At 62.2% G+C, this 26,705-nt stretch carries 23 protein-coding genes and 1 tRNA gene; 15 read left to right on the top strand and 9 right to left on the bottom strand.

Annotation, left to right across the window (positions count from 1 at the left end):
• Positions 1-56: 56 nt before the first annotated feature.
• The 5 genes from HYPGJ_RS00195 to HYPGJ_RS19275 form a co-directional block, all read right to left on the bottom strand.
• A complete protein-coding gene (locus HYPGJ_RS00195) occupies positions 57-1,565 on the bottom strand; it encodes a peptide MFS transporter (protein WP_052750741.1) in 1,509 nt (502 codons plus the stop codon).
• A gap of 23 nt (positions 1,566-1,588) precedes the next feature.
• Complete coding sequence (locus HYPGJ_RS00190; protein ID WP_046845355.1) at positions 1,589-2,248, bottom strand: pyridoxamine 5'-phosphate oxidase family protein; 660 nt, start codon at positions 2,246-2,248, stop codon at positions 1,589-1,591.
• A gap of 65 nt (positions 2,249-2,313) precedes the next feature.
• Positions 2,314-3,243, bottom strand: coding sequence for a site-specific tyrosine recombinase XerD (locus HYPGJ_RS00185; protein ID WP_046845758.1), 930 nt, complete (start codon positions 3,241-3,243; stop codon positions 2,314-2,316).
• A gap of 8 nt (positions 3,244-3,251) precedes the next feature.
• Complete coding sequence (locus tag HYPGJ_RS00180; RefSeq protein WP_244465955.1) at positions 3,252-5,162, bottom strand: hypothetical protein; 1,911 nt, start codon at positions 5,160-5,162, stop codon at positions 3,252-3,254.
• A gap of 42 nt (positions 5,163-5,204) precedes the next feature.
• Positions 5,205-5,348 (bottom strand): hypothetical protein, encoded by a 144-nt coding sequence (locus HYPGJ_RS19275; protein ID WP_013217125.1) that lies wholly within the window; start codon positions 5,346-5,348, stop codon positions 5,205-5,207.
• A gap of 239 nt (positions 5,349-5,587) precedes the next feature.
• On the opposite strand from HYPGJ_RS19275, the gene aroB reads away from it, so the two are divergent.
• On the top strand, positions 5,588-7,282 hold the full coding sequence (aroB, locus tag HYPGJ_RS00175) for a 3-dehydroquinate synthase (RefSeq protein WP_083983980.1): 1,695 nt from the start codon (positions 5,588-5,590) through the stop codon (positions 7,280-7,282).
• 81 nt (positions 7,283-7,363) lie between these two features.
• Complete coding sequence (locus tag HYPGJ_RS00170; protein WP_046845353.1) at positions 7,364-8,689, top strand: HlyC/CorC family transporter; 1,326 nt, start codon at positions 7,364-7,366, stop codon at positions 8,687-8,689.
• Positions 8,690-8,703: 14 nt separating this feature from the next.
• On the opposite strand, the gene HYPGJ_RS00165 is transcribed toward HYPGJ_RS00170, so the two are convergent.
• Entirely contained in the window at positions 8,704-9,006 is a 303-nt protein-coding gene (locus tag HYPGJ_RS00165; RefSeq protein WP_046845352.1) for a BolA family protein, read from the bottom strand.
• Between the two features lie 151 nt (positions 9,007-9,157).
• On the opposite strand from HYPGJ_RS00165, the gene HYPGJ_RS00160 reads away from it, so the two are divergent.
• The 4 genes from HYPGJ_RS00160 (at position 9,158) to HYPGJ_RS00145 (ending at position 13,979) form a co-directional block, all read left to right on the top strand.
• Positions 9,158-9,781, top strand: a complete 624-nt coding sequence (locus tag HYPGJ_RS00160; RefSeq protein WP_046845351.1) for a DnaJ domain-containing protein — start codon at positions 9,158-9,160, stop codon at positions 9,779-9,781.
• A 98-nt stretch (positions 9,782-9,879) separates the two neighbouring features.
• Positions 9,880-10,881, top strand: coding sequence for a cobaltochelatase subunit CobS (gene cobS, locus HYPGJ_RS00155; protein WP_013217120.1), 1,002 nt, complete (start codon positions 9,880-9,882; stop codon positions 10,879-10,881).
• A gap of 104 nt (positions 10,882-10,985) precedes the next feature.
• Entirely contained in the window at positions 10,986-12,881 is a 1,896-nt protein-coding gene (gene cobT, locus HYPGJ_RS00150) for a cobaltochelatase subunit CobT (protein ID WP_101536096.1), read from the top strand.
• A gap of 3 nt (positions 12,882-12,884) precedes the next feature.
• Positions 12,885-13,979: an esterase-like activity of phytase family protein gene (locus tag HYPGJ_RS00145; protein WP_046845350.1), complete on the top strand. Its 1,095-nt coding sequence runs from the start codon at positions 12,885-12,887 to the stop codon at positions 13,977-13,979.
• Positions 13,980-14,020: 41 nt separating this feature from the next.
• Here the strand turns inward: HYPGJ_RS00145 and rpmB are convergent, their stop codons facing one another.
• Positions 14,021-14,314, bottom strand: coding sequence for a 50S ribosomal protein L28 (rpmB, locus tag HYPGJ_RS00140; RefSeq protein ID WP_013217117.1), 294 nt, complete (start codon positions 14,312-14,314; stop codon positions 14,021-14,023).
• Between the two features lie 294 nt (positions 14,315-14,608).
• Between rpmB and HYPGJ_RS00135 the strand changes: the two genes are divergently transcribed.
• From HYPGJ_RS00135 to HYPGJ_RS00115, 5 genes are all read left to right on the top strand, one after another.
• Entirely contained in the window at positions 14,609-15,475 is an 867-nt protein-coding gene (locus tag HYPGJ_RS00135) for a DUF3108 domain-containing protein (protein ID WP_046845349.1), read from the top strand.
• 127 nt (positions 15,476-15,602) lie between these two features.
• Positions 15,603-18,776 (top strand): helicase-related protein, encoded by a 3,174-nt coding sequence (locus HYPGJ_RS00130; protein ID WP_046845348.1) that lies wholly within the window; start codon positions 15,603-15,605, stop codon positions 18,774-18,776.
• Positions 18,776-19,180 (top strand): RNA-binding S4 domain-containing protein, encoded by a 405-nt coding sequence (locus HYPGJ_RS00125; RefSeq protein WP_046845347.1) that lies wholly within the window; start codon positions 18,776-18,778, stop codon positions 19,178-19,180. Before HYPGJ_RS00130 ends, HYPGJ_RS00125 begins: the two co-directional genes overlap by 1 nt.
• Positions 19,181-19,316: 136 nt before the next feature.
• On the top strand, positions 19,317-19,655 hold the full coding sequence (gene fdxA, locus HYPGJ_RS00120; protein WP_046845346.1) for a ferredoxin FdxA: 339 nt from the start codon (positions 19,317-19,319) through the stop codon (positions 19,653-19,655).
• Between the two features lie 455 nt (positions 19,656-20,110).
• Positions 20,111-21,112 carry a CarD family transcriptional regulator gene (locus HYPGJ_RS00115; protein WP_046845345.1) on the top strand — a complete coding sequence of 334 codons (1,002 nt, stop codon included), beginning with the start codon at positions 20,111-20,113 and terminating at the stop codon, positions 21,110-21,112.
• Between the two features lie 26 nt (positions 21,113-21,138).
• Here the strand turns inward: HYPGJ_RS00115 and HYPGJ_RS00110 are convergent, their stop codons facing one another.
• A complete protein-coding gene (locus tag HYPGJ_RS00110) occupies positions 21,139-22,122 on the bottom strand; it encodes a thermonuclease family protein (RefSeq protein ID WP_046845344.1) in 984 nt (327 codons plus the stop codon).
• Between the two features lie 348 nt (positions 22,123-22,470).
• On the opposite strand from HYPGJ_RS00110, the gene HYPGJ_RS00105 reads away from it, so the two are divergent.
• Positions 22,471-22,547, top strand: a tRNA-Arg gene (locus tag HYPGJ_RS00105).
• Positions 22,548-22,581: 34 nt separating this feature from the next.
• Here HYPGJ_RS00105 and HYPGJ_RS00100 read toward each other — a convergent pair.
• Entirely contained in the window at positions 22,582-23,109 is a 528-nt protein-coding gene (locus HYPGJ_RS00100) for a hypothetical protein (RefSeq protein WP_046845343.1), read from the bottom strand.
• 394 nt (positions 23,110-23,503) lie between these two features.
• On the opposite strand from HYPGJ_RS00100, the gene HYPGJ_RS00095 reads away from it, so the two are divergent.
• The 3 genes from HYPGJ_RS00095 (at position 23,504) to HYPGJ_RS00085 (ending at position 26,690) form a co-directional block, all read left to right on the top strand.
• Positions 23,504-24,127 carry a response regulator transcription factor gene (locus HYPGJ_RS00095; protein WP_046845342.1) on the top strand — a complete coding sequence of 208 codons (624 nt, stop codon included), beginning with the start codon at positions 23,504-23,506 and terminating at the stop codon, positions 24,125-24,127.
• A 251-nt stretch (positions 24,128-24,378) separates the two neighbouring features.
• On the top strand, positions 24,379-25,587 hold the full coding sequence (locus HYPGJ_RS00090) for an aminotransferase class V-fold PLP-dependent enzyme (protein WP_046845341.1): 1,209 nt from the start codon (positions 24,379-24,381) through the stop codon (positions 25,585-25,587).
• A 140-nt stretch (positions 25,588-25,727) separates the two neighbouring features.
• Positions 25,728-26,690 carry a CoA ester lyase gene (locus tag HYPGJ_RS00085; protein ID WP_013217107.1) on the top strand — a complete coding sequence of 321 codons (963 nt, stop codon included), beginning with the start codon at positions 25,728-25,730 and terminating at the stop codon, positions 26,688-26,690.
• Positions 26,691-26,705: the final 15 nt, after the last annotated feature.

Genomic DNA, 26,705 nt, shown 5'->3' with positions numbered 1-26,705 from the left:
TCAAGGCGAAGCGGCATCTTGCGCTAACGCGTCGCCGCAGCAACCGCCATTCCGGGTTAATTATCGCCCTCGGACAGCCGTTTTACGACAGGCACCAAGGCAAACATAAGGGCGGCGGCCGCCGCCACAATCCCGGCCTGCGCCAAAAACGACAGAACGAGCGTGTCGGGATCGCTGGCCGTGAAGGCGCCGCCGATGTCGCCCGCGAGCTTGTTCCCGAGCGCCGCTGCCAGAAACCAGACGCCGAGGACGAGGCCTGTCATCCGCGCGGGCGCGATGCGCGTCATCGTCGAGAGCCCGACCGGGCTCAGCAACAGTTCGCCGACGGTAAACAGGAAGTAGAGGCCGATCAGCCAGAACGGCGACACGCGCCCTTCAGCAGCATAGTTCGCTGCCGGGATCATCAGCAGGAACCCGCCCGCGAGGAACACGAGCGCCAGTCCGAACTTTGCCGGCGCCGACGGCTGTTGCGCGCCGAGCTTCAGCCACAGCGCCGCGAAGAGCGGTGTCAGCAGAATGACGAAGATCGGATTGGCGGATTGAAACCACGCCGACGGAAACGAAAAGCCCGCCACGTCGTTGCGCGTCAGTTGATCGGCGAACAGCGCGAGGGTCGTTGCGGCCTGCTCGAAGATCGCCCAGAAGATCATCGCCGCAATGAAAAAGATTCCGACAGCAGCGAGACGGCGTGCGTCGGGGTCAGGCCGCGACGCACCGTACAGAACGGCGGCGAGCGGCACGATGATGAACAGCCAGCGCAGCCAGCGGAATCCTGAAACGTCCGACAAGAGCGCCAGCGCCAGCAGTCCGCCTGTCGCCAGAATGATGTAGAGCGTTTGGCGCTTGAAAATCGGGCCCTGTGCCTCGGGCACCGGATCGGGATTATTCAACTCCCGCATTTTGCGCGCAAACAGCAGCATCGAGATCGTCATGCCGACGCCGGCAGCGCCGAAGCCCCAATGCCAGCTGTTGACCGGATCGAACCCCGCCGCCGACAGCCAGCTTTTGAACGTCGCGCTCTGCGCCAGAAATCCTGTCACGATCGGAGCGAAGAACGCGCCGATGTTGATACCCATGTAGAACAGCGAAAAGCCGGAGTCGCGTCTGAGATCGTCGTGTGAATAGAGTGCGCCGACCAACGCCGAAATGTTCGGCTTGAACAGGCCAGTCCCGAGCGCGATCAGAATGAGACCGAGATAAAACGTCGAGAGCGTCGGGATCGCCAAGGCGTAATGACCCGCTGCGATCGCGAGCCCGCCGAAGAGAACGCTCCGCTTCGCGCCGAGCATGCGGTCGGCGATGAAGCCTCCGGGCACGGCCAGAAGATAAACGGCCATCGCATAGGAGCCGTAGATGCTTCCAGCGTTCGGCGTCGCGAACCCGAGCCCGCCCGCCTCGACCGGCGCGATCATGAACAGGACCAGAAGCGCCCGCATTCCGTAGTACGAAAACCGCTCCCACAGCTCTGTGAAATAGAGCGTCGTCAGACCCGGAGGATGCGCGGCAAACCCCAGGCCCCGGCTTTGCTTTTCGGGAATGGCGGAGGACATGAACCTATGACGCATGATGACGGCCTAAGCGCAAGACATCACGCGCTTCTGTCGCCAGACATGACCTTGCCCATCCAGTCGTCGATCGTCGTCGTGCCGAGTTGTTCGACTTTCTCGCGCTCATCGGGTCTGACGACATCCTGCATGGCGTCGATCCGCTTCCATTCACAAAACGGCGTTTCGTCTTCGACGCCGGGTGCGTAGCGCGAGGTCTCGATTTTCTTGAAGCGATGGACGTAGCGCGGGCAGTTCATCCAGACTTCGTGGATCGAAACCTTCACGACCATCTCGGCTTCCTTGAACGCCTTGACGTCCTCGCCGCCGACGATCAGCTCGGCGCGGCCCTGTGCGCGCAAGCGGAAGGGCTTTTCGAAATCGATGAAAAGCATTCCAATTTCGGCGTTCCCCGAGATGTTGCCCATCGACAGATACATGCCGTTGCCGTCGTAGCTCGGAAACATCAGTGTTGTCTGATCGACGACGCGAACAAAGCCCTTGGCGCCGCCCTTATACGAAACGGTCGGCCGCCCCATATGGTCGATGGTCGAGAGAAAAAACATCTCCCGGCTTTCGATGAACGCTTTCGCCATGTCATCGATCTCGGGCTTCAACGCGACGGCCTCGACGCGGTCGGCAAGTGCCCGCGTATCGAATGCCATCTGAAGAGCGCGGTGAATGTCCCCGAACAAGCGGCTCATGCTATCCTCCCTTGCGTTGTGCGCCTTGTTATTTCGCAAGCGGCATCGGGAAGTTCCAAGCCGCCTTATTTTGTTTTGGCTAGCGGATGATGCGTGTTGACGAGCGCCTTCAGACGCTCCTGCAAGACGTGCGTATAAATCTCCGTCGTCGAAATGTCAGCATGGCCGAGCAGTTGTTGAACGGTTCTGAGATCGGCGCCGCGGTCGAGCAGATGGCTGGCGAAGGCGTGGCGCAGCACATGCGGCGAAATCCGGTCGCCTCCGATCCCGGCTTCGGCGGCGACGTCTTTCAGATCCTGTGCAAACCTTTGCCGCGTCATGTGACCGGACGCCGACTTCGACGGAAAGAGCCACTGCGAATTGTCGAAACGTCCGGAAACTTCGAGAAAACGGTCGAGCGCCGCACGTGCTTCGGCGTTGAGCGGCACGAGCCGTTCGCGTCCACCCTTGCCCTTGATCGAGAAGACGCGCTTGTCGCCACGTAGAACAGTTCTAGGCAAGCCGACGAGTTCGGAAACGCGCATGCCCGTGGCGTAGAGCAGTTCGAGTAGGCAATGAAACCGCAACGCCCGGAACATGGCGCGCCCTTCGACGCCTTCGCAGCGCTTCTGCGACGCGTCGAGCAGGCGGTCGACTTCGGCGATGCTGAGAACTTTCGGCAGCGAGCGTTGCTTTTTCGGTCCTTGCAGCCCCGACGTCGGGTCCGCTTCGATCAGGCCTTCCGCGAACAGGAAACGATAGTACTGCTTGATCGCCGACAGCCGCCGCGAGCGTGATGTCGGCGCCTGACCGGCGTTTGCCATCGCCGCGATGTAGCCCTGGATGTTCTGTGTTCCGGCCGCGAGCGGGGCAACGCTCCCGTCCGAAAGATAATCCAGGAAACCTTCGAGATCGCCTCTGTAGGCGTCGATCGTATTGGGCGACGCGCCGCGCTCGGCCGTCAGCATGTCGAGAAACGCGGCGAGGTGGCTGTTTTGCGCTGAAGCGGACGCCATATCCGCCCTCAGTTCGTTGCGAGGCGCGGCCACGACGACAGCAACGCCTCGAGCCCGAGCCGCCGTGCATCCGGTTCGAGCCCGGCGCGCTTCAGCGCGCGAATGCTGTCGCCGAGCGCGATCAGGTTTGCGTCTTCCGCTCCGTTCGGTCCAAGCGCCTTCATGACCAGCAGAACGGTATGACCGAACTCCTGCTTCTTCGACGCGTCCTGCAACTCGGTTAGAACCCCGGTTTCCGGAAGATATCCGGAGGTCGGTTGCGGCGCTCTGTTGGCGGCTTCCCACAGCGGCAGCGGTACGACGTAGTCGAGCGCTTCGAGAACGGTGGTCAGCCGATAGAGCGCCGTCGCCGGAAACCGTCCGTTTGCGGCCAGGTCTTCGAGTGCTGAAAAACTGCGGCCGCGCTGGGGATCTCGCGGATCGGCGATATCGAGAAGAGCCCGCCAATGCCCGAGACTTCCGGCGCTGCCCGGCTCGTCGCCAAGCCTGATCCAATCGCGCGCCATGTCATAGCGGCCCGCTGCGAGACCGATTTCAACGCCGGTTTCCGAAAACCAGCTGAGTTCGGGCTGAGGCCGGATTTCCGCAGTGGCCGGAGCGACCATCTTCGCCGCGATCATTCCCATGTGCTGCCGGTTCGCGTCGTCGAGAAAGGCTCGGATCAGGCGCGTCTTGCGCATCGGCGTGCGTTCTTCGACGGCGGCTCTGAACAGAGCTGCGCGCCGCGCAACGCCTTGCGGTCCGCGCCCGGCGAGAAGATCATCGGGAGAAGCCGCCTCCGCGTTGACGCGATAGATGCTTGCCAGCGCTTCCGGAGCCAGCGCGTTGAGACGGGCCGCCGCTTCGGTCGACGGAAGGCCGAGGTCGACGGGCGTCGATGGATCGGTGGCCAGCGCAATCAGCAGCGCCGGCTCACCCTTGTCGAGGACGTCTTTATGAGATAGTCCGCCGACCCGCTCCGCGATCCGATAGTCGAGCAGCGAAATCTGTTTGACCGCCGTGTATTTGGGCTTGGCCTTGATCGACAGCGCATCGAGGGCTTCAAGCCCGAGCGACGCTTGCACGCCTTCCTCGCGCGCCATGTCGGCTGCGAGACCAGCGCCGGACGCGTCGTCGCGAATGGCCGAGCAATAGCCCGCCATCATGATTGCTTCGCCCTTGAGCCGCGCCGGAATGCTGCCTTTGGCGCGCACCGAACGCCCGACGAGTTCGCACGCCTGATCGGGTTTGCCGGAGGCGAGTTCGTTGCGCGCTTCGAGTGTCAGCAGAAGGGGGCTTTCGTCGGCGCCCTGCGGAGCAGCTTCGTTCGCGGCATCGCGTGCCAGACCCGAACGATACAGCGCTTCGAGCCTGAGCGCGCTGAAATCCGCATTCGAGGAGTCGCCGGATTGCGAGGTGATCAGCCGTTTCCAAAGCTCATGCAACGCCGCCGATCGCGGCGGAATCTCGATCGTTCCGATGAGCTTGTCGAGCTTGGCGACATCGAGCCCGCGCCAAAGCTCGTAGGGCAGGCCGGAGCCGTCCGACGACATGACGGGGGCGAGGTCGTCCTTTTCGACGGCCATCGGAAGCGCGCCGCGCACGACGGCATTTTGCGGAGCGGGACGGTTTGAGAAACCGCCGCCGGAATTGCCGCGCGTATCGCCCCGTCCGCCACCACCATTGTAGGGCGTGTCGAATCCGCGATCCGGCGGCGACCAGGCATTGCCGCTGTCGCCGCGTCCGGTGCTGCCCCCCGGCGCGCCCATCTGCGGGAAGTACGTTTGCTTATCGGGCGGCGGCGAATAGGCGTCGTTGCGGTCGGGACGCTTCTTCGACGATTTCGCGGGCGGCGGCGCGGAGGATTCTTCCTGCGCCAGAACGCCTCCGGTCTGCGCCGGCAACGCCAATGCAGCGAGCAGCGCAACGGTCGCGGCCATCGTTAAGCGTCGCGCGAAGGGGTGAGGGTTGCCCATGACTGTTCAAGGCCGGATTTTTACGCCCGAGACGGGCTTGCTGATCGTCTGCTGTTCAGGCTCGAAACGGGTCGCCAGAATGTAAAGCCCGCCGAGAACCAGCGCCGCCAGCATGCAAAGTACGAACAATAGCCGGAAAAGGCTCGGCATTTTTGCGTCCCCGTCTCCCCTGCTAGGTGGGCATCCTTATTGGCGCGATTATGACTCTCACCGGTACATCACGATAGATTTGCGTCCCGTGCCCGTCAGTCACGCTCCCGCGCAGGTGTTATCCGCGCGTTTCAGGTTTGCGGGGCTTTTCGGTTCGTGGCATGACGGCGCACAGCCCCACCATGGCACCCTGAGCCAAATTAGCCGATTCGCTCCCGCGACCGGCCACCGGAACCGACATGACGGAATCTGAAGCGATAGACACTGCCAAAAAGCGACTTGGCAAGCGCTCGATCGTGCTCGTCGGTTTGATGGGATGCGGCAAGTCTTCGATCGGCAAGCGTCTCGCGGCAAGGCTTGGCCTGCCGTTCATCGATGCGGACGAGGAAATCGAACGCGCCGCCGCCAAGACCATCAACGAAATCTTCGCCGATCACGGCGAGGCGCACTTCCGCGACGGCGAACGCAAAGTCATCTCGCGTCTCCTGAGCAATGGGCCCCAAGTGCTGGCGACCGGCGGCGGGGCTTATATGCATCCTGAAACCCGCCAGCGCATTCGCGAGAACGGCGTCTCGATCTGGCTGCGAGCCGATCTTCCCGTCCTGATGCGCCGTGTGATGAAGCGCGATACTCGGCCGCTATTGCGCGAGGGCAATCCCGAAGCCACGATGCGCAAACTGATTGAAGCCCGTTACCCGATCTATGCCGAGGCAGATATGACCGTTGATAGCCGCGACGAGCCGCACGATCTGGCCGTCAACGAAATTGTTAATCGCCTCGCGACCAGTTCCGCCGTGCCGACCGGCCCGGTTCAGCCGCCAAGCCCATCGCGCAGTGTGCGCATCGAACTCGGCGATCGCGCCTACGACGTTCTGATCGCAAACGGCCTGTTGTCTGATACCGGGGCTCTCATCAAATCGCGTTTGGGCGCGGTGAAATGCGGGATCGTGACCGACGAGAACGTCGCGCGGCATCACCTTGCGACCCTCGAAGAAAGCCTCAAATCGGAAGGTTTGTTCGCCGGCTCGATCGTCATGACGCCGGGCGAAGGAACGAAAAGCTTCCGCGATCTGGCGACGCTTTCGGAACGCCTCCTGGAACTCGGACTTGAGCGCGGCGATCTCGTCGTGCCGCTCGGCGGCGGCGTCATCGGCGACCTCGCGGGCTTCGCGGCGGGCATCCTGCGTCGCGGGATCCGCTTCGTGCAGATTCCGACATCGCTCCTGGCGCAGGTCGATAGCTCCGTCGGCGGTAAGACCGGCATCAATACGCCGCAGGGCAAGAACCTGATCGGCGTCTTCCATCAGCCGAGCCTCGTCATTGCTGATACATCGGTGCTGACGACCCTGCCGCCGCGCCAGATGCGCGCCGGTTATGCCGAGGTTGCGAAGTACGGCCTGCTCGGCGACGCGAAATTCTTCGCATGGCTCGAAAACAACTGGCAGGGCGTTTTCGGCAACAACGGCCCCGCCTTGACGAAGGCCATCGAAACGAGCGTCGCCGCCAAGGCCGCGATCGTCGCGCGTGACGAGACCGAGACGGGCGATCGCGCCCTGCTTAATCTCGGCCATACGTTCGGCCACGCATTCGAAGCCTGGACCGGCTATTCCGACAAGTTGCTACACGGCGAAGGCATCGCAATCGGCATGTGCCTCGCATTCCGCTTGTCGGAAGAGTTGGGCCTCTGTCCCGCTGGCAATGCCGATCGCGTCACCGCGCATTTCAAGGCCATCGGCTTGCCGACGAGGATCGCAGACATCCCGCAGACCGGCGCCGATGCGGATGAGTTGTGGCGACTGATGGGCCAGGACAAGAAAGTTCGGGGCGGCAAGCTCGCATTCATTCTGGTGCGTAGTATCGGCGACGCCTTCGTCTCGCGCGACGTGCCCCCAGAGACGGTAAAGGCCTTCTTGAAGCGGGAAATCGCCCGTTAACAAGCCGATACACATTCGTCTCTATGAGTGTGCTAGATTGACCGGCCATTGATTTCGGGATCAGGGACACCGGCAATCTCCATGTCCATAGTTTTCAGTATCGTCGCTATTTTCCTTCTCATCGTGCTTTCTGCCTTCTTCAACGGCAGCGAGACGTCGCTCACTGCCGCGTCCCGCGCCCGCATGCACGCTCTCGAGGAAGACGGCAACGCCAGCGCTGCGCTCGTCAATCGCGTGTTGTCGCGGCCGGAGAAGATGATCGGCACCGTGCTGCTCGGCAACACGCTCGTCGACGTCCTCGCCGCAGCGCTCGCCTCCAATGTTGCCGTGCACCTCTATGGCGAGGTCGGCGTCGCCTACGCGACGGGTCTGATCACTATTCTGATCGTGATTTTCGCGGCCGTGCTGCCGAAGACTTATGCGTTAGCGTACGCCGACCGCGTGGCGCTCATCGTCGCGCCACCGATGCGCGGCCTGATCTACATTCTGACGCCGTTCACGAAGGCGATCGAATACGTCGTCCGCAATCTCTTGAAGCTGACGCCGGGTAAGGCCGACGACGAAGCCAACATTCTTGCGGCGCATGAAGAGATTCGCGGCACCATCGACCTCCAGGCGAAGGAAGGCACCGTCGCGAAGGGCGACGCGGAAATGCTTGGCGGCGTTCTCGATCTCGGTGATCTGCAGGTCGCCGACATCATGGTTCACCGGACCAAGATGGAAACGGTGAATGCGGATGATCCGCCCGCCAAGATTCTCGACCAGCTGATGAAATCGCAGTTCACCCGCGTTCCGATTTGGAAGGAAGAGCCAGAGAACATCGTCGGCGTGCTCCACACCAAGGATCTGCTGCTCGCGCTCTCGCGCACCGGATGGGCGCCGGAAACGCTCGACATCATGAAGTCGGCGAGCACGCCCTGGTTCGTGCCGGATACGACGAGCCTCAAGGATCAGCTCAATCAGTTCCTGAAAAAGAAAACGCAGATGGCGCTCGTCGTCGACGAATATGGCGAGGTGCAGGGCCTCATCACGCTTGAGGACATCCTCGAGGAAATCGTCGGCCAGATCACCGACGAGCACGACAATCCCGACAGCCACATCCGCATGCAATCGGACGGCACAGTCAACGTCGACGGAACGGTTGCAATCCGCGATCTCAATCGCCATCTCGATTGGGACCTGCCGGACGATGAAGCGACGACCATCGCCGGTCTCGTCATTCACGAAGCGCAGACGATTCCGGAGCCGGGACAGGTGTTCACCTTCCACGGTTACCGTTTCGAAATTTTGCGCAAGAGCCGCAATAAAATCACGGCGATCCGCATCAAGTCGCTCGCCGCTGCGACGGCAAGCGCGACTGGCTCATCGCCGGCGGGCGCGACGCAGTCAAAAACCGCGCGCGGATAAGTTCGCGCCTATGGCTAAGGGCGTCCCGAGAAGCCGGGCGGAACAGGCTCGTCCGGAGCAAGCGTCGCGAGCGCCAGCGCGTGAATGCCGCCGCTGATCTCGCTTTTGAGCAGTTCATTGACGATGCGATGCCGTTCGACCCGCGATTTACCCGCAAACGCGCTGGAGACGACGAGAATGCGAAAATGACTTTCACCCGTGCCCGGCGAGTTGCGATGTCCGGCGTGAAGCTCCGACTCATTAATGACGTCGAGTCGCGTGGGACGCAGCTCGACCATCAATTTTTCGCGTAGGATTTCGGTGACGGACCGTCCCATGTTGCTCTCTTTGACTTCCCGATTCTTCGAATAAATATAAATGCGCCGTGAAACGACATGTTAAACGCTTGGCAGCACAGTCGTTGAAGAAATCAACCGGAATTCTTGACGCCTTGTTTCCAACGAAACGAACCATCATAATCACCGGCCCATGAAACTCGATTCAAAATACTTCGACAGCATTCGCGTGTCGTCCAAGCGCTCTCAAGGCGCCAAGAAGGAAACGCGTGCGCCGCTCTGCCAATGGAAGGGCTGCGAGAAGCCGGGCCCGCACAAGGCGCCGAAAGGTCGTGGGCGCGACGGCGAATATTTCCACTTCTGCGTGGATCACGTTCGTCAGTACAATCAGGATTACAATTATTTCGACGGCATGAGCGATGCCGAGGTCAACAGCTTCCGCAAGGATGCTCTGACCGGACATCGCCCGACGTGGAAGACCGGCGCCAACGCCTGGGCTCATGGGACCCGCGACGGCGCGCGAACCGAAGAAGCCGCTGCCCGCGTCGCCGAGAGCACGGTGAGAATGGCGCGGAAAGTCAGATCGTCGCGCACTGCGCCGTCGGCCTTCCGCCGTCAGCTGAAGCCGTTGGAGCGTAAAGCGCTCAAGACGCTCGATTTGGGCGACGATGCAACCCGCGAAGACATCAAGACCCGCTTCAAGGAGTTGGTGAAAGTTCACCATCCCGACGCCAACGGTGGCGATAGCCGGTCCGAGGAAAAGTTGCGTGAAATCCTGCAAGCCTATAACTATCTGAAGCAAGCGGGCCTGGTCTGATACCGGGCCGTTGAGCCGTGTGCGATTGTGCCTCCCAGGTCGCATCGGCCCGAAGCCCCTGAGGCGGCTGGGCGGCACTCATCGGGAATTGGATTTTGATGCGCACGACGACGAGCGCTCCGGGCGCGCAACCTGCGAACTTGCCGGACATGAAACTGTCCGTGCGCCAAGTGTTCGGCATAGACAGCGATCTTGAAGTTCCGGCCTACTCGAAGGCGGACGAGCACGTTCCCGATCTCGATCCGGATTATCTTTTCAATCGCGACGTGACGCTCGCGATCCTCGCGGGCTTCAAGCACAATCGCCGCGTGATGATCCAGGGCTATCACGGCACCGGCAAGTCGACGCACATCGAACAGGTTGCGGCGCGCCTCAATTGGCCGTGCGTGCGCGTCAACCTCGACAGCCACGTCTCGCGTATCGATCTCGTCGGCAAGGATGCGATCGTGCTGCGCGACGGCAAGCAGGTGACGGAATTCAAGGAAGGCATTCTTCCCTGGGCGCTGCAGACCAATACCGCGCTCGTGTTCGATGAATACGACGCCGGTCGTCCCGACGTCATGTTCGTCATTCAACGCGTGCTCGAAATCTCGGGCAAGCTGACGCTGCTCGATCAGTCGAAGGTCATTCGTCCGCACCCGGCATTTCGCCTGTTCGCGACGACGAACACGATCGGTCTCGGCGACACGTCCGGCCTCTATCACGGCACGCAGCAGATCAACCAGGGCCAGATGGACCGCTGGTCGATCGTCGCGACGCTCAACTATCTGCCGCACGACGATGAAGCGAAAATCGTGCTGTCCAAGGTCAAGGCCTTCGACAAGACGGACGCCAAGCGCAAGCAGGTCTCGCACATGGTCCGCGTCGCCGATCTGACGCGCTCGGCCTTCATCAACGGCGATCTCTCGACCGTGATGAGCCCGCGCACCGTGATGACGTGGGCGGAAAACGCCGAGATCTTCGGCGACATCGGCTTTGCATTCCGCGTGACGTTCCTGAACAAGTGCGATGATCTCGAAAAGCCGCTGGTCGCGGAATTCTATCAGCGCTGCTTCGGCGAGGAGCTTTCAGAGAGCACCGCCAACGTCGCGTTGAGCTGAGAAGGCTGATCGAAAGGCCGGCTTAGCGCCGGCGCGCCCTTACGTTCCTCTCCCCGGCGGGGAGGGGGCGGGGGGTGGCAGAACACCAAAATCGGATAGCCGCCGTGAGCCTACCTCCAATCAAGCGCCGCGAAGCTCCCTCCGAGCCGCTGAAACGCGTGCTTGGCCCGGCCGTGCGTGCGATCGCTGGAGACGGCGCGGTCGAGGTCGATTTCGGACCGGGTAAAGGCGACGTGTCCGGAAAGTCCGTCTACATCCCCGAGCCGCCGCGCGCGCCGACCGCTAAGGACATCGCACTGGCACGCGGTTGGGCGGATAGCCTTGCGCTGCAGATCGGTTGCCACGACGCCAAGATTCACCGGCGCATCGCGCCTCCGCCCGGACCGGCCCGCGCCGTGTTCGAAGCCTCAGAACGCGCTCGTGTCGAAGGGCTCGGCGCAATGCGCATGCCCGGCATGGCTGCGAACCTGACCGCTCGTCTCGAAGATCAGTACAGTCACGGTCGCTTCCGGGCGGTGTTCGATCGTGCCGAAGCGCCACTCGAAGATGCGCTCGCCTTGCTCATTCGCGAACGCCTGACCGGCCTTCCGCCGCCCGCGTCGACGAAGGGCCTCGTCGACATCTGGCGGCCGCTGATCGAAGCGCGCGGCAGCACGCTGCTCGATCGCCTCGAAGGTCTGTCGGAAAATCAGGAGCAGTTCGGCCGCCAGATTCGCGACCTGCTCAAGGTTCTCGATCTCGTCGATCTGACCGAGGAGCCGCAGCAGGGCGAAGAGGAAAACGAAGGCGACGACGGCGCCAAGGACGGCGCGACGGACGAGTCGGAAGACGCCAACGAGGAAGGCTCCGACGGCGAAGACAAGGAGAGCGAAGACCAATCGTCGGAAGGCGATCTCTCGGAAACCGAGGAGATGGTCGACTCGGGCGATACCGAACAGCAGGAGATGGACGAGGAAACGGTCGACGACAACGAGGCGCCCGCGCCTTGGCGTCCGAACATGACCGTCCTCGAGAACCCGGAAGCATTCGGCTACAAGGTTTACACTCGTGCTCACGACGAAGAGGTTGGCGCGGCCGAGCTTTCGACGCCCGAAGAATTGGAGCGCCTGCGCGCATTCCTCGACAAAGAGCTAAAAACGCTTTCGGCCGCAGTCGCGAAACTCGCCAACAAACTGCAGCGCAAGCTTCTCGCGCAACAAAACCGCGGCTGGGATTTCGATCTCGAAGAAGGCATGCTCGACGCCGCGCGCCTGACACGCGTCATCACCGATCCAACCGGCGCGCTGTCTTACAAGCGCGAGCGCGACACCGAATTCCGCGACACCGTGGTGACGCTGCTGCTCGACAATTCGGGCTCGATGCGCGGCCGTCCGATCATGGTCGCGGCGTGCTGTGCCGATATTCTCGCGCGTACCCTTGAACGCTGCGGCGTCAAAGTCGAGATCCTCGGATTTACGACGAAGGCGTGGAAAGGCGGGCAGGCGCGCGAGGAATGGCTCGCGGCCGGAAAGCCACCGGCCCCGGGACGGCTGAACGATCTGCGCCACATCATCTACAAGACGGCGGACGCGCCGTGGCGTCGCTCGAAGAATTCTTTGGCGCTGATGATGCGCGAAGGTCTGCTCAAGGAAAACATCGACGGCGAAGCGCTGGCGTGGGCGCATTCGCGTCTCGTCGGGCGTCCCGAGCAGCGCCGCATCCTGATGATGATTTCAGACGGCGCGCCGGTCGATGACTCGACGCTGTCGGTCAACAACGGCAGCTATCTCGAACAGCACTTGCGCCAGGTCATCAACGAGATCGAGAACCGATCGTCCGTTGAGTTGATCGCGATCGGCATCGGTCACGACGTCACGCGCTACTATCGCCGTGCGGTGACCATCACCGATGCGTCGGAGCTTGCGGGCGCGATGACCGAAAAACTCGTCGAGCTGTTCGAGGAAGATTCCAAAATCGAAAAAGCTTCCCGGCCCGTGCGACGGCGCGCGTCGCTGCACTGAACCATGGGCACGCTCGCCAACAGCATGCGCGCCGCTGTTTTCGCCGCGGCCTTCGGTCTTTACCCGCAGATCGTATTGGCCGATGCCAAGCCCGACATCGCCGCTCTGAAAGCTGGCCCGATTACGATTGATGCAGTCCTCATTCGCGATTTCGCGCGCGCAGAGATGGCCGGCGCGACGTCGACCTCAGCGCCGAACCCGGCGGTTGGCAAGCTGACGTTTCGCGGCGGATTGGTCCTGACGTCGCCGTCGCCGAACTTCGGCGGCTGGTCCGGACTCGTCGTCGGCAACGATGCGAAAACCCTGCTCGCGATTTCCGATTCCGGCGTCTGGATGACGGGCAAGATCGTCTACGATGGAACGCATCCGGCGGGCATTTCGGACGCGCGCCTAGGGCCTTTGCTCAATCGCGACGGCAGGCCCATCGGCCGCGAGCGCGACTCGGAAGCGATTGCTCTCGAAACCGGAACCCTTGAGCAAGGCTCCGTTCTCATCGCCTTCGAGCGCAAGCATCGCATCGATCGCTACGATTGGTCGTCGCAAGGCCTGGTGGCAGGCCGGAGCACGGTGCCTCTTCCTGCTGAGGCTCGGCGCATGCGGCCGAACGCGGGTCTCGAAGCCATGACGGTGATGCGTGGCGGCCCGTACAAAGGTTCGGTGATCGCGTTTTCGGAACGGCTTTACGATCGCGACCGCAATCACACAGGTTGGCTGTGGGCGCCGCAAGGCCCGGCGACGCTGCATCTGAAGAACATCGGCGACTTCGACATCACCGATATTTCGAGCCTGGACGACGGCACGCTGTTCGTTCTCGAACGCCGCTTTCGCTGGACGGAGGGTGTAAAGATGCGGCTGCGGCGCATTTCGCCCGATGAACTGAAGCCCGGCCGCGCCATCGAAGGCGAAACGCTCATCGAAGCCGATCTCACCTCGGAAATCGACAACATGGAGGGTTTGTCGGTGACGCGGCTCGAGACTGGCGAAGTGCTGGTCACGATGCTGTCCGACGACAACTTCAATCACATTCTGCAGCGAACGCTCCTGCTGCAGTTCATCGTCAATGATCGCGGACAAGCAAAAGCCCGGCCGCAGGACTGAACCCGGGCCGGGCAAAATTCTCATTCGTCAGAGGCTTGGCCTTAGGCCGCCTTCTCCGCCTGCGCCTTCTGAAGCTCACGCTTCAGCTTCAGGCAGGCCGCCGAAAGCTCGTCGTTCTTCGCCTTGAGCAGGAAGGCATCGAGACCGCCGCGGTGCTCGACCGACTTCAGCGCCCGCGCCGAGATGCGCAGACGGACCTTGCGGCCCAGAGCGTCGCTCAGCAGCGTGACGTTGTGCAGGTTCGGCCGGAACTTGCGCTTGGTCTTGTTCTCGGCGTGGCTCCTGAGTTGGCCTGACAGCGGCAAAGTGCCGGTCAGCTCGCAGCGCCTGGTCATGACGGTCTCCTACGCCGCACCCGGATGGGGCGGTCTATCGAATGTCTGCTGTTGCAGAAAAAATGCGCCCCGTCAGCAGGGCTCACGGGGTCTATGGGGCGCTGTATAATTGAGGGGCGGGATAGCCGTCAAGCATGCTGGCGGAATTGATCGCCCGATGCATCGTCCGCCACGACCGCGGGATCAGGAAGGTCCGGTCCCGCTGGATATACGGCCTGCGGCCGAAAGTCCAAGAATCGACGCAAAGGCGGCCTAACGCGGGACCTTGCTTTCGGGGCGCGCAGGGAAGAGCCTATGAACTACTCTAATGTCGTTGGGCGTCGGCGTTTGGCCCGCTCGGGCGCGCTTGCCGCCACCATCGCGGCTCTCGTCGCCGGACCCGCGGCCGGCGATCAGGCCCGGGATCAGGCTTGGCCGAACCAGGTGAGCGCCCGCTACAAGCTGACCTTCAACGGCTTCGAGGTAGGCGCCTACAACTTCACATCGAAATATAGCGGCGACACTTATTCTGCGACCGGCACGACGGAAATCTCGGCCCTGTTCGGTGCCTTCAAGTGGACCGGCACGTTCACCGGAAGCGGCTCGGTCGACAAAAGCGGCCCGCGCCCCGTCGCCTATCAGATGAGCTACAAGACAAAGAAGAAGCTGACGTCCGTCACGCTCGGGTTCGATCCGGCAGGCGTCAAGACGATCGCGCTGGTGCCGAACAAGCCGCCCAATCCGGAAACGATCAAGGTCACGCCCGACAACCTGAAGCACGTGTTCGACCCGATTTCTGCAACGCTTGCGATTTCGAACGCGACCGGCTCGGACGCCTGCAATCGAACCATTCCAGTCTTCGACGGCAAGGCCCGGTTCGACCTGCGCCTGTCGCTCAAGGGCCGCGAGGCCATCAAAGAACAGCGGCCGAGCGGCCAGCCCAAGGAACTTCTGATCTGCCGCGTCAAATACGTGCCGATCGCCGGGCATAAGCCGAAAGATTTCGAGAAACCCTGGATCGACTACGATCACATCGAGATCGCATTGCGCGCCATCCCGAGCGCGGGGATCTACGTACCCTACCGGATCTCGGTTCCGTCATCCGTCGGACCTGCGGTCATGACGGCGGACCAGATCAACATCATAGCGGCCGATAACGCACAGATTGCACTCAGGCAGTGAACTCCCCGGCAGGGCCGGTTCGATTAACGAGTGTGGAAGATCGGGGCTCCTGAAGGAGCACGCAATATCCCCTTGATCTCACGGCCCTGCTCTGTAATGCCAGGGTCTGATCGGAGTCAGGCACGACATGATAAGTGATCTCGAGGCCCGCATTCGCAACGTCACTGCGGTGCTCGGACCGACCAATACCGGCAAGACGCATCTCGCGATCGAGCGCATGCTTGGCCACAACAGCGGCATGATCGGCCTGCCGCTGCGTCTGCTCGCACGTGAGGTCTATGACAAGATCAAAGCGCGCGCCGGCGTCGAGAACGTCGCCCTCATCACGGGCGAGGAAAAAATCAAACCCGAGCGCGCCCGCTACTGGGTCTCGACCGTCGAAGCGATGCCGCGCGATATCGACGTCGACTTCCTGGCCATCGACGAAATCCAGCTTGCGGGCGACCCCGAGCGCGGCCACGTCTTCACGGATCGCCTGTTGCACGCACGCGGCCGCTCGGAAACGCTGCTGCTCGGCGCGCAGACGATGCGCGAGGCGATTTCCGATTTGATCCCTGGTGCGAATTTCATCTCCCGTCCGCGCTTGTCGAAGCTGACGTACACGGGCGAGAAGAAAATCACGCGCCTGCCCGCCCGTTCGGCGATCATCGCGTTCTCCGCGCAGGAAGTTTACGCCCTCGCCGAATTGATCCGCCGTCAGCGGGGCGGCGCCGCCGTGGTGCTCGGAGCGCTGTCGCCGCGCACGCGCAATGCCCAGGTCGCGCTCTATCAGTCGGGCGACGTGGAATTCATCGTCGCGACCGACGCCATCGGTATGGGTTTGAACCTCGATATCGATCACGTCGCATTCTCGGCGTTGAGAAAATTCGACGGCCAGAACCATCGCAATCTGACACCTGGCGAGATCGGCCAGATTGCCGGCCGCGCCGGTCGCCATATGAACGACGGAACGTTCGGCGTAACCGGCGGCGCCGAGCCGCTCGATGCCGACGCTGTCGAACGCCTCGAAACGCACAGCTTCGATAGCGTGCGCACGTTGCAGTGGCGCAATCGCAACCTCGATTTCAGTTCGCTTTCAGCCTTGCATGAGTCCTTGCGTCAGCTCCCGCGTGAGCAGCGCCTGGCGCGCGCCCGCACGGCCGACGACGTCGCCGCGCTCGAAGCGTTGAGCGCCGATCGCGAAATCGCCGATATCGCCTCGACGCGCGACAACGTCGCTCTGCTCTGGGATGTCTGCCAAGTTCCGGACTACCGCAAGATTTCCGGCCAAAGCCATGCCGAGCTGATTTCCAACCTCTACCGGCACTTGACCTCCGGCACGCACAAAATTCCGGAGGACTGGTTCGCCAAGCAGGTGGCATTGGCCGATCGCACTGACGGCGACATCGATACGCTCGCGACGCGCATTGCCCACATTCGTACGTGGACGTTCGTCGCCAACCGGCCGGCTTGGCTGAGCGACCCCGTGCAATGGCAGGAACGTACACGGGCGGTTGAGGATAGTCTTTCCGACGCACTTCACGAATGCTTGACTCAGCGTTTCGTTGACCGCCGGACCAGCGCACTGATGAAGGGCATGCGAGACAAGGAAGAATTGACGGCGGATATCGCCGAGGACGGCGCGATCACGGTGGAAAGCCACTTCGTCGGCCGATTGAAGGGTTTTTGCTTCACGCTGGATTCGGCCGGTGACGGCATCCACGAGCGCGCGACGCGGCAGGCCGCGATGCAGGTCGTGACCCGCGAGCTTGGCATGCGCGCACGGCGCGTATCGGCGGCACAGAGCGATGCGTTCAAGTTGACGCGCACCGGCGTTGTTGTCTGGCGCGACGACGAAATTGCGAAGCTTGAACGGTCCGAGGACCCGCTGCAGCCCGGCTTGTCGCTGATCGCCGACGAACACATGAGCGAGTCGGATCGCGAAAAGGTCCAGGCGCGTCTCAAAACCTGGCTCGATGATACGATCGCCGACAAGCTGAAGCCGCTCGTCGACATGTCGAAGAGCGGCGAGCTGCAGGGCCTCGCGCGCGGCATCGCGTTTCAGTTGAAGGAAAATCTCGGCGCTTTGAAGCGCGAGACCGTTGCTGACGATGTCAACTCGCTCGATCAGGCAGCGCGTGCCGAATTGCGCAAGTACGGACTGCGCTTTGGCGCGTTCAATATTTTCTTCCCGCTCCTTCTGAAGCCGGCCGCCGCCGACCTCGCGGCGACGCTCTGGCTTTTGAAGAACAGCGCGACCGTGAACGGCACGCCGCAGTTGCCGCGTCCGGGTTTGACGTCGGTCGTCACCGACCCGAGCGTACCGGAAGCACTCTATCGCGCGCACGGATTCCATGTGTGCGGACCGCGCGCCGTCCGTCTCGACATTCTCGAGCGTCTCGCGGATTTGATCCGTCCGTTGCTCGCCTGGCGCTCGTCTCCGGAACGGGCCGACGCGCCGCCCAAGGGCTCGACCGGCGACGGCGGCTTCAAGGCGACCGACGACATGATGTCGATCCTCGGCTGCTCGTCCGGAGAGCTGGGCGAAGTCCTGAAGTCGCTCGGCTTCCGGCTTGAACGGCGTCCGATCGCGCCCGCACCGGCAGCGGCACCGGCCGACGTTGCTGCCGATGCATCAACCTCGACTGCACCTGCTCCTGACGCAAATGCGGAAGGATCATCTGAAGCCGAGACGCAGCAGCCCGCGGAGGAAGCCGGAACAGCCGCAGTCGCGACAGCTCTGCCCGCCGAAACCTCCGAGGCTGAAGCTTCAGCGCCCGTGGCGGCCGAAAACGCCGAAACGCCTGCCGCAACGCAAGCCGAACCCGAAACCGAAAAATTCGAAGAGATCTGGCGGCCACGACGTCATCATCGTCGCGAAGGCGGGCATCGCGATCATCGCGAAGCGCATCACCGGCGTGGCAAGCCGCGTCACGATCGTGCTCCTGCCTCCGCTCTGGCATCCGACGCAAGCGCCGCGCCATCCGCAGCGCCCGCCAGCGATGCAAGCGCGCCGTCGGACCAGCAGTCTGCGCGCCCGCGCTTCGAGCGTCACGACGGCGGCAAGCCTCGGCGCGATCACGAGAAGCGCCCCAACCGGCAGGGCGATCACCGCCACGGCGACCAGCGCAAAGGCGATCATAGGCAAAGCGATCATCGCCATGGCGAAGGACGCCGCCGCGACGAGCCGCGCCGCGCGCCTCAGGTCATCACCGCAGCGCCGCCGAAGTCCGGCTCTGCCGACTCGTCGTCGCCCTTCGCGGCCCTCGCCGCGCTCAAGGCGCAAATGGAGAAGCGCAGCGAAGGCTCCGGTTCGACCTGATGGGCCCGGCGGGCGTCAGCTCAAGCCAGCGCGTGGATCAGTGGCTCTGGTTCGCGCGCCTCACGAAGTCCCGCACCCTCGCCCAAGACCTGATCTCCCGCGGCAAGGTCAGGTTGAACCGCGAAAAGATCGACAAGCCGAGCACGCTGGTGAAGCCGGGCGACGTGCTGACGCTCGTCGTCGGCCCAGCCGTGCGAAGCCTCGAGATCGTGGGGATCGGCCATCGGCGCGGGCCTGCCACCGAAGCCCAGTCGCTGTTTCTCGATCACACGCCGCCGAAGGTTCGGCCGGAGGCGGCCGATCTGGTCGCGCAGCCGGAGCAACCCGCCGTTCGCTCGGAAGGCTCAGGCCGGCCGACGAAGCGCGATCGCCGTCAGATCGACAAGCTCAAGGGTCGTTTGTAACTGTGACTCCTCTCCACCTAGGCAACGGGTTTGCCTATGCTAAAGAAGGCGCCGCCGATGATCGCGCGAACCGTCGATTCGCGGCCCGGCCATATCGCTCAGAATCGCGCGCAGCAAAGATCCGCCAGGAAAACGTATGACCTACGTCGTCAACGAGAAATGCATTAAGTGCAAATACACGGATTGCGTCGAGGTCTGTCCGGTCGATTGTTTTTACGAAGGCGAGAACATGCTCGTCATCCATCCCGACGAGTGCATCGATTGCGGCGTCTGCGAGCCTGAGTGCCCGGCGGACGCGATCAAGCCCGACACCGAGCCCGGAATGGAGCGCTGGCTCGAATTAAACCGGCAGTACGCGGACAATTGGCCGAACATCACGGCCAAAAAGGCCGCCCTTCCGGGCGCCGATGACATCCGGGATGAACCAGGAAAGTTCGAAAAATATTTCTCTCCAGATGCCGGTTCAGGAGATTGATTCTCTAATTTCCGGGTTTTTTGTATTTAAGTTGAGATAAATACGTCCGTTAAAAAAACGTTTTTCGTGCCTTTTTGGCGCGATTTTTAAGCTCGACCAGATTGTCTCATGAGGTCGGCCTTCATTTACGAGCAAGATTATGCTAGAGTCTTTCTCGATGGCATTAAGACAGCACAAATCCGAAACGGCTGTGAACAAAAGAAGGCCGCCCCGCTCTGAGGGCCGGTTTTCAATGAAACGTAATGGGGCGTCACACGGCCAGTTCAGAGTCGGATGGAGTTTGCAAAGCTAGGCCACAATGAGCGCGCAGGGGACGACCTTTTCCTTCGGGGACAAGGTTTGGCTCGATGCGCGCGTGTCGTCGGCTACCGCCAACGGCACTGATGCCCGCCTCCCAAGGCGGCCCGACGAGCCGGTCCCCCGGCCATGCTCAGTACGCGAGAGTGAGAAAAAATATGGCGCAGAAGAAGAAAGCTCCGGTCAGCCCCAAGTCCGCAGCGAAATCCGCGGTCCACAAGGCTGTCCCGTTGAAAGCGGCTGCGAGCGCGCAGAAATCCGCGAAGCCCGTTAAGGCCAAGACGGAAGCCGAGACTAAGCCTTCACTCAGCAAGCAGAAAAGCGCGCAACCCGTCGCATCGGCGAAGTCCGTCAAGAAACCGCAGCCGACCGCGAAAGTGGATCCGGTTTTGACGCGTAAACCCGTTTCACCCTCTCAGTTCGCAGCCAAGGCCGCGGCAGCTGCCCCGCAGCGCGCCATGACGGTCCCCGCAGGCACGCACAAACCGGCTGGCCAGAAGTTGACGACGTCGGTCGCTCCTGCGACTGCGCCTGCCGCGCATTCCGCGACCCCCAAGGCGATCGCAGAAAAGACGGCTGCTGCCCGCCAGCTCCTTGCGGTCCAGAAGAAGCCGGTCAACCAGCGTCACGGCTTCAAGGCCAACGAATTCGTTGTGTATCCCGCTCACGGCGTCGGCCGCATCGTCGGCATCGAGGAGCAGGAAATCGCCGGCATGTCGCTCGAGCTCTTTGTCATCACGTTCGACAAGGAAAAGCTGACGCTGCGCGTCCCGACCGGCAAGCTCGCAAGCGTCGGCATGCGCAAGCTCGCCGATGAAGGGCTCGTCAAGAAGGCGATGGAAACGCTCAAGGGCCGCGCGCGCATCAAGCGCACGATGTGGAGCCGCCGCGCGCAAGAGTACGTTGCGAAGATCAACTCCGGTGATCTGATCTCGATCGCCGAAGTGGTGCGCGACCTCTATCGCTCGGAAGCCCAGCCGGAGCAGTCTTACTCCGAACGCCAGCTGTACGAGGACGCCCTCGATCGCATGGCACGTGAGCTGGCCGCCGTCGAAAAGCTCGACGAGCGCGGCGCGGTCCAGCGCATCACGGAGATCTTGTCGAAGAGCGCGAAAGGCCGTCGCTTGGCCGATAGCGAGTCGGTCGGCGAAGCCGCCTGACGCTCGGCTTACGCCGTCAATTTCGGCTATAAATTTACAGCGCCCGGGTCCGCACCTTCCGTCGGATCCGGGCGCAACTTTTGTGCGCCATCGGGATCGACAGGAGCGCTCGCCGGTTGCGCGTCGTTCGGCGCCGTCACGGCGCTCACGCCAGCGGCACCCAGAGCATCGTCCTTGCCGTCGACGATCTCGATTTGTGAAACGTCGGCGACATCGATCAACGGGCCGTTGCGCCGCTCGATCCATCCGCGCACGACGACGGTTTTCGATTTGAGCGTATCGAGCGTCCGCGCGAATTCCGGATTGGCTGCAAGCACCACTTTGCTGATGCGCACCGTGAAATCGGATTTCCAGTCCGTTCCGAAGTTGAGATACGTCGTCGACTTGGTCTTGCCGACCGACGCGACAGTGCCGATCACCCGCTCGAATTTTCCGCGCTGCTTGAGAAGCGATCCTGGCTGCTCCGCCGGCATCGGCCGATACACGCCGTTGCTCCACAAACCAAGCCGTTTGCGGCGCGCCTCCGCTTCGTGCGCCAGAAGCTCACGCACGCACGCGAAGCTTTCCGGCACGCCATAGGCGCGCGCCTGCCCGGCGGCGAGCATCGTGCCTTGCACCCATTCGCTGCGGCCGTTCGCTTCGAGAAAAACCTGCGCCAGGAAACGGCCGTAGCGATCCTTTTGCCGGCCTCCGAAAGCGAGCTTGATCCGTTTGCCGAGCACCAAGTTTGAAAGCGTCTGCATCGCCTGCGTTTCAGGCGGCCACTCGCCAGCCTGAGCCCCGGCATCGCGCGCCCGCGGAGCCAGCGCTCCGATCAACCGCACGCCGCTCCCGTCATCGAGAACGAGCGTCTCGCCATCGAGCACGCGCGCGACGGTGCGAACCGGACCAGGTTCAAGAACGCAGGGCGCTGGGAGCGTGTCGTCCGCGATTGCAGGCAGGGCCGCGCTCGCGAGAGCGACGAGGCCCGCAAGCCCTGCAATGTTACTCGTGTTTGAACCCCGCCCCATGCCGGAAGAAAATCACAGACGCCGACGCCCGCCAAGCCTCCGGCCACGAGCTGTCCGCAGCGGTTGCATGCCGGGCGTGCGCCTCGGGGGAAAAGGGCGCGACCGCGAGCGGCCCTCGCGGAACCCCGCTGAGCTCGCAGCCTCCCGCGCACTCGCGGTCACAAGCTGACATACTTTAGGTTGAGCAATTATTCAATCATAAGTTGAACAAGTTTTATCTCGGTCGGCGGCAGCTTCGCCCGCGAAAGGCCTGGGACCTCGGCTCACAGTCCCTTGACCGGCCGCAACGCCCGCAGCATAGCTTGCGCGCTCGCCGAAATCGCAGCGTCAGGCGCCACGAACCGGCCTGGCCCCGTAGCTCAGCTGGATAGAGCAACGGTTTCCTAAACCGTAGGTCGCAGGTTCAAATCCTGCCGGGGTCGCCACTTTGCATTGTTCAGCAATTATGCCGTTCGCGCATCATTGCGGCCGGGCGTCCCGCGCCGCTTGGGCGATCTTATTTTGCTTCAGAACGCTCCCGACTTTTCCTCGAGGCAGAACGCGCCGCCGCCGGATACTTTCTTGCGGTTGCATGCCTGTCCCGGAGGTTCGGCTTGCCGGGACGGCCGGTCTGAAGTTCGATGCCCGGCGTTGCGCCAGCGCTTTATGCGCCGCTTCGACGTGCTCGACCCTGGCTTCGAGTTTGTTCAGCCGGGAGAGTTCCTTCTTCACCCGCTTTAATGCGGCTGCGAAAAGTTGCTTGCGCCGTTGCGGTTGTTCGACGAGCCCGGGAAAGCTTTTGCCGCGAGGCTCGGATTTGCCGCGGGTTTCACGTTGTTTCTGACGGGTCAAGGTCCGCGCCTTATCGCGCAGATCCCGCAAGCGGGTCTGCAGGTCCGTCAATTCCTTCCGGCCAAGCTCATAGATTTCCGGATGATGTGTTGAGCGAAGCACCACAATCTCATCGGAATTCAAGAGGGCGCGTTCTTGTTTCGCGGACATCGACATGACGAGCTTTCTCCGTCGCTGACACAACAAGCTTGTCCGACACTACGCCTTTCGGCGGGCAGTGAGTGAGGGTTGTCACCGAAATGAAGACGCGAGGTTAAGAATTTCATCGGCACTAAAGCGAAGGACGATCAACCGGCAATTGTTGTTTGCAACCGCCATTGTGCGCTGCAATTGGCGACCTTGCTTTTGCTGGAAAACAACCGTTATCTGATTTTGTGGTAGGCTAAGGCCCTATCCGAAAATGTAACTCACTGATTACAAAGCGGATTCAGAAGCTGGCTAAGAGCATCACAGTTTCACGCTCCTCGACGAGCGCTTCGGCTTTCGAGCGTTTCGGCCAAGCGCTCGGTCGGCGTTCGAGCGCAACTGCGTCTCGAGAGGCTTGGCGCTGATGGCCGGCAAGATCGAGGTCGCGATTGCCGATCAAAATCCGGTCGTGCGGGCCGGGTTGGAAACGCTTGTGCAACGCGACGGACGCTTCAGCGTCTGCGGCGTCTATGCGACGGGCGAAGCCCTGATCGAAGCACTGAAGGTCAAGCCGGTCGAAATCGCCATCGTCGGCTGGACGTTGCCCGACATGACGGGCGGCAACGTGCTGACGCGCCTGAAGCAGGAAAAGTGGCGCACACGTGTGGTCATCTATACGGGTGAACGCAGCAGCGAAGTCTTGCGGCAGGCGATCAAGGGCGGTGCCTGGGGCTTCGTCTCGAAAACGGAGGAGCCGCAGGTATTGCTTGAAGCCGTCGTCTCCGTTGCGCGCGGCCGCTTGTCGCTACCCTACGTCGACATCGATTTGCTCAATCACGATCCGCTCGAAGGTCTGACGGCGCGCGAACGTGAACTGTTGGCAGCGCTCGCCAACGGCTGGACGAATCTGCAGATCGCGGCGCGCACGGGCATCTCTCGCAACACCGTGAAATACCATCTGAAAAATTTGTACGATAAGCTCGGCGTGTCCAACCGCGCGATGGCTGTTGCACTGCACGTGTCGGTTAACCGTAACGATCACCACTGAGCGCGCGCGCTGAGCTGTCAGTGACGGCGGCGGCAATCGGCGCACACAAAGCCGCAGTGGTGGGTAGCCTATGCTGCCCAACGGGGTGTTGTTAGTTTTTCGTTCGCACCGTCACTGTCCCCCTGCTACTTAGGAACTTACGCCCGCATCTGCGATCGGGCGGAAGGATCAGCAAAAGCGCGCCGGATATCGGGTCCCCATAGTCGTAGGGGACCGTTCGGCTTGGCTCAACGCAGCGCGGAGAAACGCTCATGACCGTCACGCCCCACCTCTTTATTCCTGGCCCGACCAACGTCCCCGACGCTGTGCGCATCGCGATGAACCTTCCGATGGAAGACATGCGCTCGCCGGAATTTCCCAAGCTGACGCTGCCGATCTTCGAAGACCTCAAGAAGGTTTTCAAAATGAAGGATGGCCGCGTGTTCCTTTTCCCGTCGTCGGGAACGGGCGCATGGGAATCTGCGATCCAGAACACGCTCGCCGTCGGCGACAAGGTTCTGATGAGCCGCTTCGGCCAGTTCTCGCTGCTCTGGGTCGATATGGCCGAGCGCCTTGGCCTGAAGCCTGAGGTTTGCGACGAAGAGTGGGGCACCGGCGTTCCGGTCGAGAAGTACGCTGACATTCTCGCCAAGGACAAGAATCACGAAATCAAAGCCGTGTTCGTCACGCAGAACGAAACGGCGACCGGCGTCGCCAGCGACGTTGCGGGCGTCCGTAAGGCGCTCGACGCCGCGAAGCATCCCGCACTCCTGATGGTCGATGGCGTTTCGTCCGTCGGCTCGCTCGACATGCGCATGGGCGAATGGGGCGTCGACTGCTGCGTCTCCGGCTCGCAGAAGGGCTTCATGCTCCCGACCGGCCTCGGCATTCTCGCTGTCAGCCAGAAGGCGCTCGACGTCAACAAGAGCAAGAACGGCCGTATGAACCGCTGCTTCTTCTCGTTCGAAGACATGATCAAGACGAACGATCTCGGATACTTCCCCTATACGCCTGCAACGACGCTGATCCGCGGCCTGCGCGCCTCGATCGATCTTCTGCTCGCTGAAGGCATCGACAACGTCGTTGCTCGTCACCATCGCCTCGCCTCCGGCGTTCGCGCTGGCGTCGCAGCCTGGGGTCTGAAGCTCTGCGCGAAAGAGCCGAAGTGGTACTCCGACACCGTCTCGGCAATTCTCGTTCCCGAAGGCGTTGACAGCAACGCCGTCACGAAGACGGCCTACTATCGCTACAACACGTCGCTCGGCCTCGGCCTCAACAAGGTTGCCGGCAAGGTGTTCCGCATCGGTCACCTCGGTTCGCTCGACGAGTACATGGTCGGTGGCGTTCTGTTCGCCGTCGAGATGGCGCTCAAGGACAACGGCATCCCGGTCAAGCTCGGCTCGGGCACCGCTGCCGCCGCCGAATACTTCACCAGCAATCCGGTCAAGTCGGCGACGAGCAAAGAGCCGCTGAAGGCCTAATACGAAACAATGCCCAGCTGCTTAAGGCGGCTGGGCATTCTGGCGTCGTATCGCACTCGCTGGTTGAACGACGCTCCGCATTCTGATTTTTTCGCAAAGACAACAACGATCGTTCACTCCGCTAGGAAGGCGACCCCCAAATGAGCTATACCCTCTATCCGAACCGTAAGCAGCGTCTGCAGCGTTCGTATCTCGCTGTGCCGGGCTCCAACCCGACGATGATCGACCGCGCCCTCAAGAGCGCCGCCGACTATGTTTTCCTTGATTGCGAAGACGCCGTCGCGCCGCCCGAGAAAGAGCAGGCTCGCAAGAACATCATCCAGGCTCTGAACGATCTCGACTGGAAGGGCGCGGGCAAGAGCGTTTCGGTCCGCATCAACGGCCTCGACACGCACTATTGCTATCGCGACGTCGTCGACATCGTCGAGCAGGCAGGCGCCAAGCTCGACACGATCCTCATTCCGAAGGTCGGCGTCCCGGCCGACGTCTACGCCATCGAAAGCTTCGTCAGCCAGATCGAAGTCGCGAAGGGTCTCCCGCACCAGATCGGCATGGAAGCCCTCATCGAAACGCCGCTCGGCATGGCCAACGTCGAAGCCATCGCGTCCGCCAACAGCCGCCTCGAGTCGATGCACTTCGGCGTTGCCGACTACTCCGCATTCAACAAGGCCCGCACCGTCGTCATCGGCGGCTTGAACCCCGACTATCCGGGCGACCAGTGGCACTTCCCCCTGTCGCGCATGACGGTCGCCTGCCGCGCATTCGGCCTGCGTCCGATCGACGGCCCGTTCGGCGGCATCGACGATCCGGAAGGCTACAAGGCCGCTGCGCGCCGTGGCGCCGCTCTCGGCATGGAAGGCAAGTGGGCGATCCACCCCTCGCAGATCGAACTCGCCAACGAGATCTACTCTCCGACGGCGAAGGAAATCGAACGCGCCGAGCGCATCCTGGTCGCACTCAAGGAAGCCGAAGCGCAGGGCAAGGGCGCAGCATCGCTCGACGGCAAGATGATCGACGCGGCATCTGAAAAGATGGCGAAGAACCTGCTGGTGACGGCAGCGGCGATCAAGGCAGGCGAAGAAGCTCGCGCGAAGAGCAAATAATCAGAAGCCGGAAAC

The sequence above is a fragment of the Hyphomicrobium sp. GJ21 genome (assembly GCF_001006785.1).
GTDB lineage: Bacteria > Pseudomonadota > Alphaproteobacteria > Rhizobiales > Hyphomicrobiaceae > Hyphomicrobium_B.
The sequence above is the reverse complement of the archived record's forward strand: the minus strand, read 5'-3'. Positions and strand labels throughout refer to the sequence as shown.